The following is a 17,747-nucleotide window of genomic DNA, read 5'->3' as shown; positions in this document are numbered from 1 at the left end:
ACCCCATGGCCCTTTCCAGGGCGATCAAAGAAGAGGCACGCGCGCTGGGATTCGACGCGGTGGGTATCGCCCGCTCAACGGTCCCGGACACCCACGCGCAGACCTTGCTCGCGCGGCTCACACAGTGGCTGGAGCGCGGCTATCACGGCACGATGGCTTGGATGGCCCGGACGCCTGAACGGCGCGCCGATCCGGCACAGGCGCTGCCGGGCTGCCGGTCGATCATTTCCGTCGGCATGAATTATCTGACGGACCAGCGAGCCGACGAACGGCCGGGCCATGGCCGCATCGCCCGCTATGCCTGGGGGAAGGACTATCACACAGTCTTGGGCGACCGTTTGCGCCAGCTGGAACGGCGCATCCGAGAGTTGTCGCCGGGCGCAGTGACTCGCTCGTATGTCGATACGGGCCCCGTCATGGAAAAGGCCTGGGCGGAACAGGCCGGATTGGGCTGGATCGGCAAACATTCCAATCTCGTGTCCTCCCAGTTCGGCTCCTGGCTGCTGTTGGGCGAAATCCTCACCACGCTGGAGTTGGAGCCGGACGAGCCGGCCACGGATCTCTGCGGAAGCTGTACTCTCTGCATTCAGGCCTGCCCAACGCAGGCCATCGTGGAACCCTATATCGTGGACGCCACTCGTTGTATCTCCTACCTGACGATCGAGCTCCGGGGGGAGCATGCGGCAATTCCCGACGACACTCGGCGTCGCATGGGGAACAAGATTTTCGGCTGCGACGATTGCTTGGATGTCTGTCCGTTCAATCTGCGAGCCGAGCCAACCGGCGAGCCGGCCTTTCAGCCGACGGCCCTGACCCTGACCCCGCGCCTCGATGACTTGGCTGGCATGAATGAAGCCGCCTTTGCCACATTGTTCCAACACAGCCCCATCAAGCGATCCAAGCACGCGGGACTGCAGCGGAACATTGACATCGCGAGGCGCAATCAGCCGTCGCCGGTCGGCGCCAGCGCCCCCTTTCCTTCCAAGGACAGAGAGGAGTAGGGTATACACAGTACCCGGTGGTTCGGCAGGAGCCCTCAACCAGGAGTTCTCCGATGAACCTTCCGATCGTTCTACTGGTCTCCAAGCATCCCGACACGCAGACCCTTCTCAAAGCAGCCGCACCTGCAGGCGCCACGATCCTCAGCAGCCATTCCGTGACTGATGGACTGAAGGTCTGGAAAGACCGTTCCCCCGATGTAGTGATCTGCGACGGCACTCCCCAGCAAATGAAGGCGTTGTTGGACTACGCCAGGCAAGGTGCGATGACACCGGTGATTGCCATGGGAGAAGGCCATTCCGTCAAGGACGCCGTGGACATCATGCGGGCGGGCGCCGCAGATTTTCTGCCGAGACCGGTTCACGCGCCGGATCTGCGCGCCTCGCTGGCCCGCCTGTTGGGGGAGCAGCGCGTTTCACCGCCGACGGTAGTATCCGGCGATCCCTTCGTGCAAATCGTCAGCCTTTCTTCGCAAATGGCGTTGATGAAGCAGCTCGCCCGCGAAGTGGCGGCGACGGACGCGACTGTCCTGATCACCGGCGAGAGCGGCACCGGCAAGGAGCTCTTCGCCCAAGCCATCCACGCGACCAGTCCCAGAGCAGCCGGCCCGCTCATCGCGCTCAACTGCGCCGGCATCCCGGAAAACCTGCTCGAAGCGGAGCTCTTCGGCTACCACCAAGGCGCCTTTACAGACGCCAAGCAAACCAAGCCGGGCCGGTTCCAATTGGCCGAAGGCGGCACGCTGTTTTTGGACGAGATCGGCGAAATGAGCGCGGCTGCGCAAGCGAAACTGCTGCGGGTGCTCGAGACCCATACGGTCGATCCGCTGGGCGACACGCGGACGCACCGGGTCAATATCCGCGTCATCGCCGCGACGAACGAGGATTTGTTGGCGCATATCAAAGCCGGCCGATTCCGATTGGACCTGTACTATCGCCTCAACGTGTATCAACTCCGCATCCCACCGTTGCGGGAACGCAGTGAAGACATCGAGCCCATCTTTGAGAGTTTTTTGGCGCGCGCGAGGCGGGAGCGCGGCTGCCGAATCAAAGCCCTCGCGCCGGGCGCCCTCACCCTGCTGCGCCGCCATGATTGGCCGGGCAACGTGCGCGAACTTCACAATCTCGCCGAGTGGCTGACGATCACCTGTAAGGAAGAGCTCATTCAGCCGCACCATCTGCCGGCATCCGTCAAAACCGTCCCCGCCGCCGCGGCTCCCGACGGGGAGCTGAAACCTTCCTTGCTGGCCTTCGGTCTCTCGTTTCAGGAAATGGAGAAGAAGATGCTGGAGGAAGCGCTCAAGAAAGCGTCGGGCAATGTTTCGGAGGCCAGCCGGCTGCTCAAGATGACGCGGAACACGTTGCGGTATCGCATGGCCAAGTACCACCTTGCCTGAGGCGTCCGGCCACTAACGCCCACCATCGACGCTGACTTGCGATCATTGGCTAGTCGGCTCCATTGGCCGATTTGCGGGCGTTGTAGACCGTTCTCGCCCGCTATGGTTCGTCCTCTTTCACTCCTGCGCACGTCTCAAGTCCCTTCCTATTTCACCGACATGGACACGACTCTTCCTTCTGCCTTGGAAACGTCTCATGAGGACCATGCGCGGTCTCGTTTGTCCAGTCGGTGCGGCGGTGCTGCTCTCCCTTCTCGGACTGCTCTCCGACTGCGAGGCCGCGCCGCGCGAACAAGTGATCCCGATTCTCGGCACGGCACACGGCCGCGAGCCGCAAGGGTCCGTCGCCTATATCCACCTCACATTCGAAGAGCGCGGAGACCATCACGGCTTACAGATCCGCTTTCATGACAAGCCGGGAAAGTTTTCGCGGATGGCGCAGACATCCGCTGAACAGGCCATTGTCCGCACCGCCCGATCGCTGGGCCTCTCGACCGATTCGTGGACAGTGGATCTCCGGATTCCCCATGAGGGGGTGACCCTCTTCGGCGACAGTCTGTCGGCGATGGTGGGACTCACCGTGGCCGCTATGGCGCAAGGGAAAACCGTTCCGGCCGGATATGTGTTGACCGGCACGGTGACTGCGGAAGGGGATATCGGACCGGTGGGATCGATTCCGTTGAAAGTCCAGGCCGCCCGCGCAGCTCAATTGCGGCGCGTGCTGGTGCCGAATCAGCCTTCACCGGAAGAACCAGCCGACAGCGTCGAACCGACCCGCTTCACCACGCAGGTGTCTCCTGTCCGGTCCGTTCCGGAGGCGTATGAAGCCCTCACGGATTCATCGGCACCCCGATAGACTTAACGCAGCCGGACAATCGTGACCCCATCTCCGCCTTCCCCCCGATCGCCGGGCCGGAACTCTTGGACATAGGGCGACTCGCGTAAATACTCCCGCAAGACTTGCTTGAGGCGGCCGGTGCCATGTCCGTGAATGATCCGCAGCAGCGGCGCGCCACTGAGCGCAGCTCGATCGAGAGCGGCCACCACCTGGTCAAGCGCCTCGTCCGCCGCCTGCCCGCGCACATCGATGACCGTCTGCTCCTCGGTTTCAACCGACGTGCTGCCCCGCCGAATACCGGTTGGCCCCTGGGTTGATGGCGACCGCGCCTCTTCAGCTGCATGCGCGAGCCCGATCAGGTTGGCCACCGTCGCCACCACTTCCCCTTCGCCGACTCTCACCCGCACGCGCTTCTTGCCTTGCGGCGGCTCCAAGAGCACACCGGTCATGCCGAGTCCGGCGATCTCGACGGAAGAGCCGGCGGTGAGCCGGTCGACGGGAATCGTCTCCTGCGGGGGAGCCAGTTGTGCCCTCGTCGCCTGTTCCAACTCAGCGAGCCGTTGCTTCGTCTCTTTCGCCTTGACGAGCTTCTGGTCGTGTTTCAAGGCATCCACCGTGGCCTGCACTTCCGCCCGCGCGCGTTGAAACTGTTCGCCGAGTTTCTTTTTGATCCCTTTCCGTGCCTCCCGCTCGATGTCCTCCAATTGGGCGCGCAACGCTTCCACCTCTCGTGCCGCTTGTTCCGCCTGGACCTTGGCTTGCCGGGCCTGCTCCGCGTCGTCCGCCAGCCGGCGCTGCATGGCCTGCAGATCCGCCATGACGTCGTCCAGCCGGTGATCGTCTTGCCGCAGCCGGGCTCGCGCATCGCTCAAAATCTCCTCCTCCATGCCGAGGCGCGCGGCGATGTCCAAGGCCGATGACCCGCCGGGTATGCCCAGGAAGAGGCGATAGGTCGGTGCCAGGCGGGATACGTCGAACTCCACGCTGGCGTTCGCGAACCCCGGTGTCGTCTGGGCCAATTCCTTCAACGGGCCATAGTGCGTCGTTGCAACGACTTTCATATTGAGCGACGCCAGCCGGCACAGCAGGGCTTCCGCCAGCGCCGCGCCTTCGCGCGGGTCCGTGGAGGTGACCGGCTCATCCAACAAAACCAGCGATTGGGGGGAAGTCGATTCGGCGGCGGGTTTCCGCGCGGCTGATTCCGAAAGAAGCCGGACGAGTTGGACCATGTGCGCCGAGAAGCTGGACAAATCTCGGCTCAAATCCTGCGCGTCGCCGATATCCGCGTATAGCTCGGTAAACAACCCCATTTCGGACTCCGGCGCACATGGGACATGTAGGCCGGCCCGGACCATCAGCGCACACAACCCCACAATCTTGAGAGTTACGGTTTTTCCACCGGTGTTGGGCCCGGAGATGATCAGCACGGACGTCCGTTCGTCCATCAGGATGTCGTTCGGCACGACATCGGGCTTGGTGAGCACCAGCAGGGGATGGCGCGCCTGCTTCAACAGGATACGCCCGCGATCGTTCAGCGCAACCGGGCCCGCTCTTAGCTGCCGGCTCAGGAGGGCTTTCGCATGGACACAGTCGATCTCAGCCAGCACCTCCAGGCCCATCAGGAGTTCTCCGGATTTCGCGGCAAGTCGCCCGCTCAGTTCCCGCAAAATCCGCCTGACCTCCCGCTCGACTTCGCGGTCGGCGACCTTGATCGAATTATTCAAGTCCACCAACTCACGCGGTTCGAGAAAGACGGTGGCGCCGCTCGCGCTCACGTCGTGCACGATGCCCGGAAGGCGCCCACGCATGTCGGCCTTCACCGGCAACACGTATCGACCTTCCCGTTCGGCAAAATAGAATTCCTGCAGCACGTCTTCATACCGCCGTGAATGCAGCATGTGCTCAAGACGCTGCCGCATCTCCTGCTTGAGATCCTGCGCCTGCTGGGTGAGCCGCCGCAATTCCGGTGTCGCCGATTCCTTGATGGATCCGTCAGGCTGTATGGCGGCCTCGATGGCCAGCTTCAACGTCTGAAGGCCCGTCATCGCGTGGAGCGGCTCGGCAATCTCAGCCAAAGCCGGCGCCTGAAGCTTCCGGACGGCCATGTACCGGCGCAGCTCATCCATCGCCGCCATGACGAGCGCGCTGTCCCGCAATTCATGTGCTTCCAGCGTGCCGCCCTTCGCGGCCCGTGTCACATGCTCACGAATGTCGGGAAACGCGCCGGCCGGAAACACCTCGCCGCTTTCCAACAGACCGGCCATGTCGGTGGTTTCTTGCTGACGAGCGCGAGCGGCGGCCAGATCGTCGGCCAAAGGAAGCGCCCGGCAGCGCGCCGCGCCGATCGCGGACCGGGCGTGCTGCGCCAAGGCTTCCAGCAACCGGGGCCACTCCAGCGCCTGCGCGGCCTTGTCCGACAATGCGTCGCCTTTGTGTGCCTGCGCTTCCATCGACCGACTCTAGCCAACCCCCGTAAGACGACGCAAGGCTCCCTGTGTCGCACAACGTCTTGTGCAGGGCGGGACATTTTGCATAACCTATTGAGCGGCAAGACAATATCCGTTTTTTCCTCATTCGTATGCCTTGACAAGGAAATAGGGCGTCGATACTATCGCGTTCTATGTTGCCGGTTGGGTGTCAACCGGCTTGTTTTTTCTGTAGGGGATCAGGAGCTTATGAGCATTCGGATCGGGATCAACGGATTTGGACGGATCGGGCGGAACGTGCTGCGGGCGTCGATGGGGGACCCGGAGTTGGAGTTTGTGGCGATCAACGACCTCACGGACGCCAAGACGCTCGCGTACCTATTGAAGTACGACTCGGTGCACGGCACGCTCAAGGCGAACGTCGAAGCGAAAGAGGACCAGATTCTGGTCGACGGCAAGCCGATCAAAGTCTTGGCCGTCAAAGACCCGAAAGAGCTGCCGTGGAAGGCGCTCAACGTCGAGGTCGTGATCGAATCGACGGGACGCTTCACCGACCGCGAAGGCGCGGGCAAACATCTGTCCGCCGGCGCCAAACAGGTCATCATCTCGGCCCCGGCCAAGGATCCCGACGTCACGGTCGTCCTGGGGGTCAATGAAGACCAGATCGATCCGAAGACCCACCACATCGTCTCCAATGCCTCCTGCACCACGAACTGTCTGGCGCCGGTGGCCAAGGTGCTGCTCGAAAATTTCGGGATCAAACACGGCGTCATGACGACGATCCATTCCTATACGAACGACCAGCAGCTGCTCGATCTGCCCCACAAAGACCTCCGCCGGGCGCGGGCCGCCGGCATGTCGATGATTCCGACCAGCACCGGCGCCGCGAAGGCCTTGCACCTCGTCCTGCCCCAACTGAAGGGCAAGATGGACGGGTTGGCGATCCGCGTCCCCACCCCGAACGTCTCGCTGGTGGACCTCACCGTCGAGACGGAAAAGGATTGCGATGTCGCATCGGTCAACGCCGCGTTCAAAAAGGCGGCGGCGGGCCCGCTCAAGGGCATTCTCCAATATTCCGAAGAGCCGATCGTCTCCATCGACCAAAAGGGCGACGACCATTCGGCGACCGTCGACGCCCCGCTGACCAGCGTGATCGATAAGCGCATGGTGAAAGTGACCGCCTGGTACGACAACGAGTGGGGCTATTCCTGCCGCGTGCGCGATCTCATCAAGGTGCTGGCGAAGAAGGCGGCGGGCCGGTGACAAGCCGGCGCCGCGGCTGAGCATTCCACGCGCGATTCGCCGGGCAGCCGGTATGGTGTGAAGGAGCGTCCATGAATCTGCGCAAAAAGACCATCGACGACGTGCCACTCCGCGGGAAGCGGGTCATCATCCGCGCCGATTTCAACGTCCCGCTCGACGAATCGCTGCAGATCACCGACGATACCCGCATCCGATCCACGTTGCCGACGATCAATCGCGTGGTGGACGAAGGCGCGAAGGTCATCCTCTGCTCGCATTTAGGACGGCCGAAAGGCACGTTTGATCCCAAGTACAGCCTCGCGCCGGTCGCGAAACGCCTGGGGCGGCTCCTGGGCAAGGAAGTGGTGTTTGCGCCGGATTGCATCGGCCCGGCGGTCGACAAGCTGGTCGCCAAAATGCAGCCGGGCGACGTCCTGCTGCTGGAGAATCTCCGCTTCCATCCCGGCGAAGAGAAAAACGACGAGACTTTCTCGAAGGCCCTCGCCTCGCTGGGCGACGTCTTCATCAACGATGCCTTCGGCGCCGCCCACCGGGCGCATGCCTCCACCGTGGGCATTACCAAGTTCATCAAGGACGCGGCCGCCGGCGCACTGCTGAAAAAGGAAATTGAGTATCTCGAAGGGGCGGTGGAAAATCCCGTCCGGCCTTTCGTCGCCATCCTGGGCGGCGCGAAGGTGTCGGGCAAAATCGGCGTGATTGAAAACCTGGGCAAGCGGGTGGACAAGGTCATCATCGGAGGCGGGATGGCCTTTACCTTCCTCAAGGCCAAGGGACTGGAGATCGGGAACTCACTGGTCGAGAAAGACATGCTGGACTTCGCCCGCGGCGTCGAGGATCACGCGCTGTCCAGAGGCGTGAAATTTTATCTGCCCGTCGATTGCGTCGTGGCGGCGAGCCGCGAGCCGGGTGCGGAAACGAAGATCCTGCCCGTCCAGGAAATTCCGAAGGGCTGGTACGGGCTGGACATCGGGCCCGCGTCGGTGAAGCTCTTCAGCGAAGCGCTGCAGGACGCCAAGACGATCCTCTGGAACGGCCCGATGGGTATGTTCGAGGTCGACGCCTTTGCCCGCGGCACTCTGTCCATCGCTCACTCCATCGCGAATGCCTATGCGCTCACGATCGTCGGCGGCGGTGAAACGGCGCTCGCCGTCCACCGGGCGGGAGAATCCGACAATATTTCCTTCATCTCGACGGGCGGCGGGGCCGCTCTGGAGTTGCTCGAAGGCAAACAGCTGCCGGGGCTGGCCGCGTTACCCGATCGAGCCGCCTAGCAGCTGTTGAGAAAGGCCGCCAGCGGCGTTCAGGAGGCTCAACAAAGTATGCTTCGCCTCTTCGCTTGCTGCGGCGTTGCTGGACGGCCTTTCTCGGCAGCCTGCTAACATTCTCCTCTTTGAGACGGCGATAATCATCGTGCGGAGAATCCTGATCGTCGGCAATTGGAAGATGAACAAGACCGCGTCGGAGGCGGCCGCGTTCGTACGCGATCTCATCAAGGCGCTGCCCGCCTCTCCGTCGGTCGATTTCGGCATTGCGCCGCCCTTCACCGCCCTGGAGTCCGTCCGCGCCGCGCTCGGCGCTTCCGCATTTATTCAACTCGGCGCGCAAAACATGTTTTGGGAAGATCAGGGCGCCTATACGGGAGAAATCTCGGCTCCGATGCTGCGCGATCTCGGCTGCCGCTTCGTGATTCTGGGCCATTCCGAGCGGCGGACGCTCTTCGGCGAGCAGGACGATGCGATCCACAAGAAGATCCGCGCGGCTCTCAAACACGGACTCCAAGCGATCCTCTGTATCGGCGAATCCTTGGCGCAACGGGAACGCGGCACCACCGACGAAGTGCTGACGGGGCAACTCCAAGGCGGGCTCGGTGGGTTCCGGGCCGAAGAGCTCACGACGCTTTCGATCGCCTATGAACCGGTGTGGGCGATCGGGACCGGGCGAGCCGCGACCGTCGACCAGGCCATTGCCGCCCACTGCACGATCCGACGATTCCTTTCCGCGACATGGACGGCCGATGTTGCAGACCGGGCAAGGATCCTGTACGGCGGCAGCGTGACGCCTGAGAACGTCGAAGGCTTGTTGAAGTCCGACCAGATCGACGGGGCATTGATCGGCGGGGCTTGTCTCCGGATCGATTCGTTTGTTAAGATCGCCGCCGTTGCTCAATCCATTGGAGTGAACCGCTGATGCTGTACACCTTGGTCGTCATCCTGCACGTGTTCGTCTGCTTCCTGATGATCGGGGCGATCCTGCTTCAATCCGGGAAAGGTGCGGAAATCGGGGCGGCGTTTGGGGGGTCCAGCCAGACCGTCTTCGGGAGCCGCGGTCCGGCCAACTTCTTGAGCAAGTTCACGGTCGGGGTGGCGGCCGTGTTCATGTTGACCTCGTTCAGCCTGGCCATTCTCGCAAAGGAACGGAACTTCTCCTCCACGGTCATTGATCTCAAGCAGAAAAACGCACCGGCTGCTCCCGCCCCCGCCACGGATCAGCCGAAGACCGACTCTCATCCTTCGGGCGAATCTTCCTCAGCCGGTCACTGAGACTTAAATAAGCAGCAGGCTGCTCAAAACGGTCGTCCAGCTAGGCCGCACGGAGCGCAAACCCGGAGGCGTACTCTCTGGGGTACGTTGAGGAGTTTGCGCGACGGAGAACGACGCTGGCGACCGTTTTCAGCAGCCTGGTACGCTAGACGGGCGTAAGCCACCCCTCGTGCGCCGGATCTTCTCCGTGCACGATGGCAAAGAAAGCTTTCTGTAAGGCGAGCGTGATCGGACCCGGCTTGCCGGCTCCGATTTTTCGATTGTCGATTTCGCGGACCGGCGTCAGCTCCGCCGCCGTACCGGTGACGAAGACTTCATCGGCCACATACATTTCATCGCGTGTGAACCGTTCCTCAGCCACCGGGATTTTTCGCTCTTTGGCGAGCTCGATCACGGAGTTCCTGGTGATCCCTTCCAAGATCGACGTCAACGGAGTCGTCTTGAGCACGCCGCGGCGTACGATGAAGATATTCTCGCCCGTGCCTTCGGACACATAGCCTTCGGGGTCGAGCAGGATGGCCTCGTCATAGCCGTCGGCCTTGGCTTCCCGCTTGGCGAGAATCGAATTGACGTAGTACCCGGAAATTTTGCCTCTGGTCATCGACACGTTGACGTGGTGGCGGGTGAACGATGACACCCGCGCCCGCATGCCGTTCACCAGCGCATCCTCGCCGAGATAGGCCCCCCACTTCCAGGCGGCGATGGCCACACGGATCGGATTGTTGCCGGGGTGCACGCCCATCGCGCCGTATCCGATGTAGACCAGCGGCCGGATATAGCAGGCATCGAGGCGGTTGACCCGGACGGTGTCGAGGATGGCGCCAGCGATCTGCTTGCGATCGAACGGCATCTCCATCATGCCGATATGGGCGGACTCGAACAGACGATCGACGTGTTCCCGCAACCGGAAGATGGCGGAGCCGGTTTTACCCTTGTAGCATCGGATGCCCTCGAAAGCGGCCAATCCGTAATGGAGCGAATGGGTCAAAATATGGACGTTGGCGTCAGCCCAGGGCACAAACTTACCGTCCATCCAGATCTTGTCGACCGGTTCCAACATGCGGGTCAAACTCCTCGTTGCTTCAGAGAGTTGTAGAAGATTTTCGAACTATAACCGTGAGGCTGGAGAGGCGTCAAGCAACGCTCTAAGCGCTCTCTTAGGAGAGATGAACGAGGCGAATGCGGACGAAACGACTCGACTTCATTATGTGGACGCGCAGTAGGCCCGGAGGCGGGAGCTCAAAAAATTGCCGATGCGGTCCTCGCCCTCCGGACTCATGGTCACCACCTTCGCGCCGAACAGCAACCCACGGACCCAGCGCACCACGACGCGCTGGATCTCCACCGGCTCATCTTTGTCGGGAAGCGAGAGTCGGACAACGAGCTGCATGCCCGGCACCACCTGATGGTCGCCGAGCACGCGAAAGCCGTTGCGGGACAGATTCATCACCGTCCCCTTGCCGAGAAACTCTCCACCCATGTAGTACAGCGCACACCGGACCGGAATCCGATGGTAGGTACGAATCACAAATTTGCTCGCATGACCCATGGACGTCCTCGCTCCGCGTTCCCGTGAATGGCGGCGACCGCACTGTGCCGGCTACCATACGTGGTTGAAAGTGTCCGGTCCTAGCCCCCAAAAGGGGGGACGTGGCCTTAATTTGATCGGCCTCGATGAGGCTGTTGGCTTGACACTCCGCCGAACGGCATGTTAAATGAGCCGTTCCGTTGGAGGGAACCGGACATGTACGCGATCATCGAGACAGGCGGAAAGCAGTATCGAGTCGAAAACGGCTCGACCATTCAAGTCCCAAGCCTCCCCGGAGATGTGGGGGGGACGATTCAATTGGATCACGTGCGGCTGGTGCATGGAGACAGCGGGCTCCTGATCGGCCAGCCCCTCGTCCCAGGCGCGAAGGTCACGGCGGAGATTGTGCGGCACGGCCGCACCAGGTCCATCACGGTGTTCAAGAAAAAGCGCCGAAAGAACTACCGTCGGACGCGAGGCCATCGTCAGGGCTTCACCCAGCTCCGCGTGACGGGCATCGCAACGGCATAGCAGACAAGAGGACTACAAACCATGGCAACCAATAAAGGCGGCGGATCGTCACGGAACGGTCGCGACAGTAATCCCCAGTATTTGGGTGTCAAAGCCTACGGCGGCGAAACGGTCAAGGCCGGCAGCATCATCGTCCGTCAACGCGGAACGAAGTTTTTCCCCGGATTCAACGTGGACCTCGGCCGGGATCACACCTTGTTCGCGCGTATCGCCGGCGTGGTGAAGTTCGAGGGTGGGCGAGCCAGACGAAAAGTCAGCGTCTACCCCGCCCCCTCCCAGTCCTGACTGTCTTCGTTCCTCGCTCATCCCCGACATCGACTCGAGTGTATTTCTACCCTCCCTCTCCGGAGGGCGGGTAGGATATACTCCTGGCCTGGCGCGGCTCCGCTGCGCAAGGCATAACAATATGTTTGTCGACGAAGTACGCATCACGGTGAAGGCCGGTCGAGGCGGAGACGGCATATGCAGTTTCCGGCGGGAGATGTTTGTGCCGCGGGGCGGCCCCGACGGCGGCGACGGCGGGAACGGCGGCAATGTGGTCTTCACCGCCTCGCACCGTTTCACGACACTGCTCGACCTCCGCTACCAAAAACACTATGAAGCGGAGGATGGCCGGCCGGGCGGCGGGTCGAACTGTACCGGACGGCGGGGCAAAGATGTGACCGTCACGTTGCCCGTGGGGACGGTGATCTACGACGATGACACGGGAGAAGAGCTCGCCGATCTGGTCGCGGACGGCGACACCGTGGTCATCGCGCGGGGGGGACGAGGCGGGCGCGGCAACAGCCATTTCGCAACCTCGACGAATCGCGTGCCGACCCGGTGTGAGTCTGGAACGGAGGGCGAGGAGCGGCGGTTGCGGCTTGAGCTCAAGCTGCTGGCCGACGTCGGGCTGGTCGGGTTTCCCAACGCCGGCAAGTCGACCCTGATCGCCGCGATGTCCGCGGCCCGGCCGAAAATTGCGGACTATCCCTTCACGACGCTGATTCCGAACCTCGGCGTCGTCCGGTGGGGATCTCATCGCAGCTTTGTCGTCGCCGATATCCCTGGGCTGATCGAAGGGGCCCACGAGGGAAAGGGGTTGGGCATTCAGTTCCTTCGTCACATCGAGCGCACGGCGTTCCTGCTGCACCTGATCGACGTCTCGGAATGGGCGACCGAAGAGCCGGTGGTCAGCTTTGAGATCATGCGGCAGGAGCTTGCGGCCTATGACGAGGCGCTGACCCGGCGCCCCTTCGCCATTGTCGCCACCAAAATCGATATCAGCGGCAAGAGCGACCGGCTTGCGGAGCTCCAGTCCTACTGCCGGCGCCGCAAGTACCGCTGCTTCCCCGTCTCGGCGGCTACGCGGGAAGGGCTGGATGCGCTGATCGACGTCGTCGGAAAACAGGTGGAGATGCTGCGGAAGGCGCCATGCGAGACCAAATCCTGACGCAGGCCAAGCGGATCGTCGTCAAGATCGGCAGCAGCCTGATCGCCTCCCGCGCCAGCGGCTTGCGGCCGGACCAGATCGAGCGCCTGGCCGGAGAAATCGGCGCCCTCCGCGCCGGCGGCCGCGAAGTGTTGATCGTCTCCTCCGGGGCCATCGTCTCCGGCATTAAGAAACTTGGGCTCAAAGACTACCCGAAGACCCTGCCGGTGAAGCAGGCAGCCGCGGCGGTGGGACAGAGCCGGCTCATGTGGGCCTATGAAAAGGCGTTCGAGCGGCTCGGCATTCAGGTCGCCCAAATCCTGCTGACGCATCAGGACCTCGCAGACCGGCGGCGGTTCCTGAACGCCCGCTACACCCTCGCTGCGCTCATCGGCTTCGGTGTCCTGCCGATCATCAACGAAAATGACACGGTCGCAGTGGATGAAATCCGAGTGGGCGACAACGACACACTGGCCGGCGAAGTCGCCCATCTCGTGGACGCCGATTTGCTGGTCATCTTATCCGACGTCGACGGCCTCTATACGGAAGATCCGCGGAAGAATCCGGCCGCCACCCTCATTCCGGTCATTCCGGAGATCACGGGAAACATCGAACACCGAGCCGGCGCGTCCAGCACGTTTGAAGGCACCGGGGGCATGGCGACCAAAGTCCGGGCGGCGAAGAAAGTCGGCGAATACGGCGTCCCGACCTTGATCGTCAACGGGGAGCGGGCCGGGCTGCTGCCGGCCGTGCTCGCGGGCGAGCCGGGCGGGAGCCTCTTTCTCGCGCGAGAGCGGCGCCTGACCAGCCGCAAACATTGGATCGCCTTCACGCTCCGGCCCCGCGGACAAGTCCATCTCGATCAAGGTGCCGTGGACGCGCTCGCGCAGCGCGGCAAGAGCCTGCTGGCCTCCGGCATCACCGGCGTCACGGGACACTTCGAAGCCGGCGACCCGGTCGTCTGTCTGGACCCCGACGGAAAAGAATTCGCCAAAGGCCTCGTAAACTTTTCCTCGGACGCCCTCAACCGGGTGAAAGGGCTCAAGACGCAGGACATCCAGCAGCAACTCGGCCCGCAGGAATATGAGGAAGTGATCCACCGGGACAATTTGGTGATTCTCTGACAGGAAATGTTTAACGCTCGACGTTTCGTGTTGAATGGAGCGCATCATCATTAAACATTCAACATCGGCAATGCGTCTCGGCTTGCTGGGCGGCAGCTTCAATCCGATCCATTTTGGTCATCTCGGTATCGCACAGGACGCCCGGGAGAAGCTCGGACTGGACCGCGTCCTCTTCATTCCCTCCGGAACACCCCCTCATAAGCAAGACAAGGAACTCGCGCCGGCTAAAGACCGCTACGAAATGGTCCGGCTGGCGATCGCCGGAACCGACTCCTTCGATCTCTCCGACGTTGAGCTGCGGCGAGGCGGCAAGTCCTACTCCATCGACACGGTCCGCGAACTGTACCAGCACTATGGCTCGTCCGCCGACCTCTACTTCCTCATCGGGCTCGACGCCTTTCTTGATTTTCCGACGTGGCGGGAACCGGACGCCCTGCTCCGCGCGTGCCGGTTCGTCGTGATCTCGCGCCCCGGACAATCGTACCGATCGCTGGCCGGCCTGCCGATGCTTCCCCCGCTTGCGTCTGATGTCCTGGCACGGCTCGACTCCCGAGAAGTCGACCGGCTCGACATTCCGCTGCCGTCGGGCCTCGGCGTCATTTGCCTGCCGCTTCCCCCCTGCCCGATCTCCGCTTCCGATATCCGCCGCCGGATCCGGGACGGCGAGCCGCTGGCAAACTGGTTGCCGCCCCCGGTCGAATCTTATATACTTCATCATCGTCTGTATCAGGAGGATCCCGATCACACACACATCTAAGGCGACCGCCTTGGCCATCGGCCGGGCGATGCTCGACAAGAAAGCCCTTGATGTCGAGGTCCTCCACGTCGCGCCGCTCACCTCGGTGGCCGATTATCTCGTGCTGGGGTCGGCGGAATCGGATCGCCAGACCCGTGCTATTGCCGACCATATCGACTGGGTCTTGTCTCGAACCGGTGAACGGCCCCTGAGCATCGAAGGCACGGCCTCGGGACAGTGGGTCCTGCTCGACTTCGGGGATGTCGTCGCCCATATCTTCCGCCAAGACACGCGCGCCCATTACGCGCTCGAGCGATTGTGGAGCGATGCCAAGCGGGTCAAGATTCCCGATGGGGCGCCCGCTCCGGCCGCGACGCCTAAAAAGCGGATCGTCGTGCGGCGAGCCAAAGCGCGACGGTCGGGTTAGGCCATGCTCAGACTGCTTACCACCATTTTCCTGGTCAGCGCCGGCGTCTTCATCTACAGCTATTTCCGTGAGCTGAACCCCGGCATGGTCACGATCCGGACGAGCTCCTCGGCGGAATTCGAGCTGAGCCCCGTGACGCTGGTCTTGATTTCCATGGCGATCGGCGCGGTGATCGTCACATTCGTCGTGGGCTTACAGCAGACCGCGCACGTGATCCTCAACTGGCGCAGCAACCGTCTCGTCCGCCGCAAGGAGAAGGTGGACGCGCTGCACCGGGAAGGCACCCATGCCTTCATGTCCAAACGCACCGTCGAAGCGATCGGCCTGTTCGAAAAGGCCCTGGCCATCGACCCCAATCGCGTGGATTCGCTGCTCTGGCTGGGCAACATCTACCGGTCGGAGCAGAACTACGCCGAGGCCATCCGGTTGCACCAGCACGCGCACCGCGTGGACGATCGCGACATCGAGGTCCTGCTGGAGCTGGCCAAGGATTTGGAAAGCGCCAAGCGGTACGAAGAAGCGCTGCAGACATTGCAGAAGATCCTGCGGATCGAGCCGGACAACCTGACCGCGCTCATCAGGAAGCGGGATCTCAATATCCGCTTGGAAAAGTGGAGCGACGCGCTGGAAATCCAGCACCGGTTGCTGAAGGCCAATCTGCCCGAGACCGAAAAACAGGCGGAAGCGGCCCTCCTCGTCGGATGCATGTATGAGGTGGGGCGCCAACTCTTGGAACGCGGGCACCCCGACAAGGCGCGGCGGTATTTCCGGGGCGCGATCAAAAAGGATCGCAGCTTTCTCCCGGCCTACATCGGTCTGGGGGAGATTCTCATCCACGAGGGCAAAACGAAAGATGCGGTCGAAATTCTCAAGAAAGTCTATACACGCACGCACAGCGTGATCATTCTCCATCGGCTGGAAGAGCTGTTTCTGGAGCAGGGAGAACCCGGCGAAATCATCCGCGTCTACCAGGAAGCGCTGCAGCAGGACCCGCAGAACCCCGTGCTCCAGTTCTATCTGGGCAAGCTCTACTATCGGCTCGAAATGGTGGACGAAGCCTTCGACGTCCTCTCCACCATCGAAGGGCCGCAAGATTACCTGCTGGACTACCACAAGATCATGGCGAATCTGTTCCTGCGCAAGCAGCACTTCGAGCAGGCGATCGTCGAGCTCAAGAAAGCGCTCAGCTTCAAGAAACGCGTCGTGGTGCCCTACATCTGTACGCAGTGCCAGCAGGAGTCGGTGGAATGGTCCGGCCGCTGCCGGCGTTGCGCGAGATGGAACACCCTGACGGCGCTCCCCTGGCTCGAAGCGGGCCAGGCCGCTCCTGCGGCCGGCATTCCTGCTTCCGTGCGCGCCGTTCCGTATCAAGGCATTGCTTCTCCGTTTGAAACCGTGTAATTTCCCAACACATTTGTTGATTGTGTGATTTGGCGATTTCGTGAAGTGCCGGATACCACTTCGCAGGTTGCCCTACACTGAGGCTCGCATGGACTACATGGTCTTGGCAGACAAAGCTCTGCGGGATGAAGCTCTCACCAGGGTCGAATCGCAATCAGTGCTCGACACGCCGGACGAGGATCTTCTCGCCTTATTGCACGCCGCCTTTCAGGTCCGGTCCAAGTATTTCGGCCGCACGGTTCGCCTCCAGATGCTGCAAAACGCCAAGAGCGGCGCCTGCCAGGAAGATTGCCACTACTGTTCGCAGTCCGCCGTCTCCACCGCGCCGATCGAGCGCTACAACTTGCTGCCGCAGCGACAGATGATCGAGGGGGCGCGCCAAGCCGCCGCGTCGAAAGCGCAACGCTACTGCATCGTCATCAGCGGCCGCGGCCCGCTGGATCGGGAGATCGACGAGATCGCCGGCGCCGTCCGCGCCATCAAGCAGGAGATTCCGATTCAGATCTGCTGCTCGCTCGGCTTGATGAACGAGCACCAGGCCAAGCGGTTGAAAGCCGCCGGCGTGGATCGCGTCAACCACAACCTCAACACCAGCGAGGCCTATCACGCGTCGATCTGCACCACCCATACGTTCCAGGATCGCCTGACGACCATTAAAAACGCCCGGGCGGCAGGATTGGAAATCTGCTCCGGCGGCATCGTCGGCATGGGCGAGAAAGACGAGGATGTCATTGATCTGGCGACAGCCCTGCGCGACGTCAAGCCCGATTCCATTCCCCTGAATACGCTTCATCCGGTCGCCGGCACGCCGCTGGAGAAGTGCGACGCCCTCACACCGCGACGGTGCTTGAAAGTATTGTGCCTCTTCCGCTTCCTCCATCCCCGCACAGAGATCCGGATCGCGGGCGGCCGGGAGCACAACCTCCGAAGCCTCCAGCCGCTCGCCCTCTATCCCGCCGACTCCGTCTTCGTGAACGGCTACCTGACTACACCCGGCGCGCCGGCGCCGGAAGTATGGGGCATGATCGAAGATCTCGGCTTCACGATCGAAGTGGACTACCAGCAGCCGGTGGCCAACTGACGAGAAGGAGGGTTATGCCTCGTGCTAAGTAACCACCCTCCAGTGC

The 17,747-nt window shown here is 62.2% G+C and carries 18 protein-coding genes; 15 read left to right on the top strand and 3 right to left on the bottom strand.

Annotated elements, in window-relative coordinates:
* The first annotated feature begins 5 nt into the window (after nt 1–5).
* The 3 genes from queG (at nt 6) to NITMOv2_RS04535 (ending at nt 3,251) form a co-directional block, all read left to right on the top strand.
* Entirely contained in the window at nt 6–1,001 is a 996-nt protein-coding gene (queG, locus tag NITMOv2_RS04545; RefSeq protein WP_053378760.1) for a tRNA epoxyqueuosine(34) reductase QueG, read from the top strand.
* A gap of 53 nt (nt 1,002–1,054) precedes the next feature.
* Nucleotides 1,055–2,395 carry a sigma-54-dependent transcriptional regulator gene (locus NITMOv2_RS04540; protein ID WP_053378759.1) on the top strand — a complete coding sequence of 447 codons (1,341 nt, stop codon included), beginning with the start codon at nt 1,055–1,057 and terminating at the stop codon, nt 2,393–2,395.
* Between the two features lie 205 nt (nt 2,396–2,600).
* Nucleotides 2,601–3,251: a S16 family serine protease gene (locus NITMOv2_RS04535; protein WP_053378758.1), complete on the top strand. Its 651-nt coding sequence runs from the start codon at nt 2,601–2,603 to the stop codon at nt 3,249–3,251.
* A gap of 2 nt (nt 3,252–3,253) precedes the next feature.
* Here NITMOv2_RS04535 and NITMOv2_RS04530 read toward each other — a convergent pair whose 3' ends face one another.
* Nucleotides 3,254–5,683: an endonuclease MutS2 gene (locus NITMOv2_RS04530; RefSeq protein ID WP_053378757.1), complete on the bottom strand. Its 2,430-nt coding sequence runs from the start codon at nt 5,681–5,683 to the stop codon at nt 3,254–3,256.
* Between the two features lie 225 nt (nt 5,684–5,908).
* Here NITMOv2_RS04530 and gap point away from each other — a divergent pair, with 225 nt between their 5' ends.
* From gap to secG, 4 genes are all read left to right on the top strand, one after another.
* On the top strand, nt 5,909–6,922 hold the full coding sequence (gene gap / locus NITMOv2_RS04525; protein ID WP_053378756.1) for a type I glyceraldehyde-3-phosphate dehydrogenase: 1,014 nt from the start codon (nt 5,909–5,911) through the stop codon (nt 6,920–6,922).
* A gap of 71 nt (nt 6,923–6,993) precedes the next feature.
* Nucleotides 6,994–8,193 (top strand): phosphoglycerate kinase, encoded by a 1,200-nt coding sequence (locus tag NITMOv2_RS04520; protein WP_053378755.1) that lies wholly within the window; start codon nt 6,994–6,996, stop codon nt 8,191–8,193.
* 139 nt (nt 8,194–8,332) lie between these two features.
* Nucleotides 8,333–9,109, top strand: coding sequence for a triose-phosphate isomerase (gene tpiA, locus NITMOv2_RS04515; RefSeq protein ID WP_053378754.1), 777 nt, complete (start codon nt 8,333–8,335; stop codon nt 9,107–9,109).
* Nucleotides 9,109–9,462 (top strand): preprotein translocase subunit SecG, encoded by a 354-nt coding sequence (gene secG / locus NITMOv2_RS04510; protein ID WP_202967312.1) that lies wholly within the window; start codon nt 9,109–9,111, stop codon nt 9,460–9,462. The genes tpiA and secG overlap by 1 nt, the downstream gene beginning before the upstream one ends.
* Before the next feature lie 145 nt (nt 9,463–9,607).
* On the opposite strand, the gene NITMOv2_RS04505 is transcribed toward secG, so the two are convergent.
* Nucleotides 9,608–10,522: a branched-chain amino acid transaminase gene (locus NITMOv2_RS04505; protein WP_053378753.1), complete on the bottom strand. Its 915-nt coding sequence runs from the start codon at nt 10,520–10,522 to the stop codon at nt 9,608–9,610.
* 144 nt (nt 10,523–10,666) lie between these two features.
* Nucleotides 10,667–11,011, bottom strand: a complete 345-nt coding sequence (locus NITMOv2_RS04500) for a PilZ domain-containing protein (protein WP_053378752.1) — start codon at nt 11,009–11,011, stop codon at nt 10,667–10,669.
* Nucleotides 11,012–11,206: 195 nt separating this feature from the next.
* Between NITMOv2_RS04500 and rplU the strand changes: the two genes are divergently transcribed.
* From rplU to bioB, 8 genes are all read left to right on the top strand, one after another.
* Nucleotides 11,207–11,521, top strand: coding sequence for a 50S ribosomal protein L21 (gene rplU, locus NITMOv2_RS04495; protein WP_053378751.1), 315 nt, complete (start codon nt 11,207–11,209; stop codon nt 11,519–11,521).
* 21 nt (nt 11,522–11,542) lie between these two features.
* On the top strand, nt 11,543–11,806 hold the full coding sequence (gene rpmA / locus NITMOv2_RS04490) for a 50S ribosomal protein L27 (protein WP_053378750.1): 264 nt from the start codon (nt 11,543–11,545) through the stop codon (nt 11,804–11,806).
* A gap of 121 nt (nt 11,807–11,927) precedes the next feature.
* Nucleotides 11,928–12,953 (top strand): GTPase ObgE, encoded by a 1,026-nt coding sequence (gene obgE, locus NITMOv2_RS04485; RefSeq protein ID WP_053378749.1) that lies wholly within the window; start codon nt 11,928–11,930, stop codon nt 12,951–12,953.
* On the top strand, nt 12,935–14,056 hold the full coding sequence (proB, locus tag NITMOv2_RS04480) for a glutamate 5-kinase (RefSeq protein WP_053378748.1): 1,122 nt from the start codon (nt 12,935–12,937) through the stop codon (nt 14,054–14,056). The genes obgE and proB overlap by 19 nt, the downstream gene beginning before the upstream one ends.
* 70 nt (nt 14,057–14,126) lie before the next feature.
* On the top strand, nt 14,127–14,813 hold the full coding sequence (nadD, locus tag NITMOv2_RS04475) for a nicotinate-nucleotide adenylyltransferase (protein ID WP_053378747.1): 687 nt from the start codon (nt 14,127–14,129) through the stop codon (nt 14,811–14,813).
* 10 nt (nt 14,814–14,823) lie between these two features.
* Nucleotides 14,824–15,219 (top strand): ribosome silencing factor, encoded by a 396-nt coding sequence (gene rsfS / locus NITMOv2_RS04470; protein ID WP_202967311.1) that lies wholly within the window; start codon nt 14,824–14,826, stop codon nt 15,217–15,219.
* A gap of 3 nt (nt 15,220–15,222) precedes the next feature.
* The gene (locus NITMOv2_RS04465) at nt 15,223–16,620 is read left to right on the top strand and encodes a tetratricopeptide repeat protein (RefSeq protein ID WP_053378746.1); all 1,398 of its coding nucleotides are present in this window, start codon (nt 15,223–15,225) and stop codon (nt 16,618–16,620) included.
* Nucleotides 16,621–16,708: 88 nt separating this feature from the next.
* Nucleotides 16,709–17,701 carry a biotin synthase BioB gene (bioB, locus tag NITMOv2_RS04460; protein WP_053378745.1) on the top strand — a complete coding sequence of 331 codons (993 nt, stop codon included), beginning with the start codon at nt 16,709–16,711 and terminating at the stop codon, nt 17,699–17,701.
* The last annotated feature ends 46 nt before the right edge of the window (nt 17,702–17,747 follow it).

Source organism: Nitrospira moscoviensis (assembly GCF_001273775.1).
In the GTDB taxonomy this organism is placed as follows: domain Bacteria; phylum Nitrospirota; class Nitrospiria; order Nitrospirales; family Nitrospiraceae; genus Nitrospira_D; species Nitrospira_D moscoviensis.
Note: the sequence above shows the minus strand (reverse complement) of the source record. Positions and strands in the feature narration are given on the sequence as shown.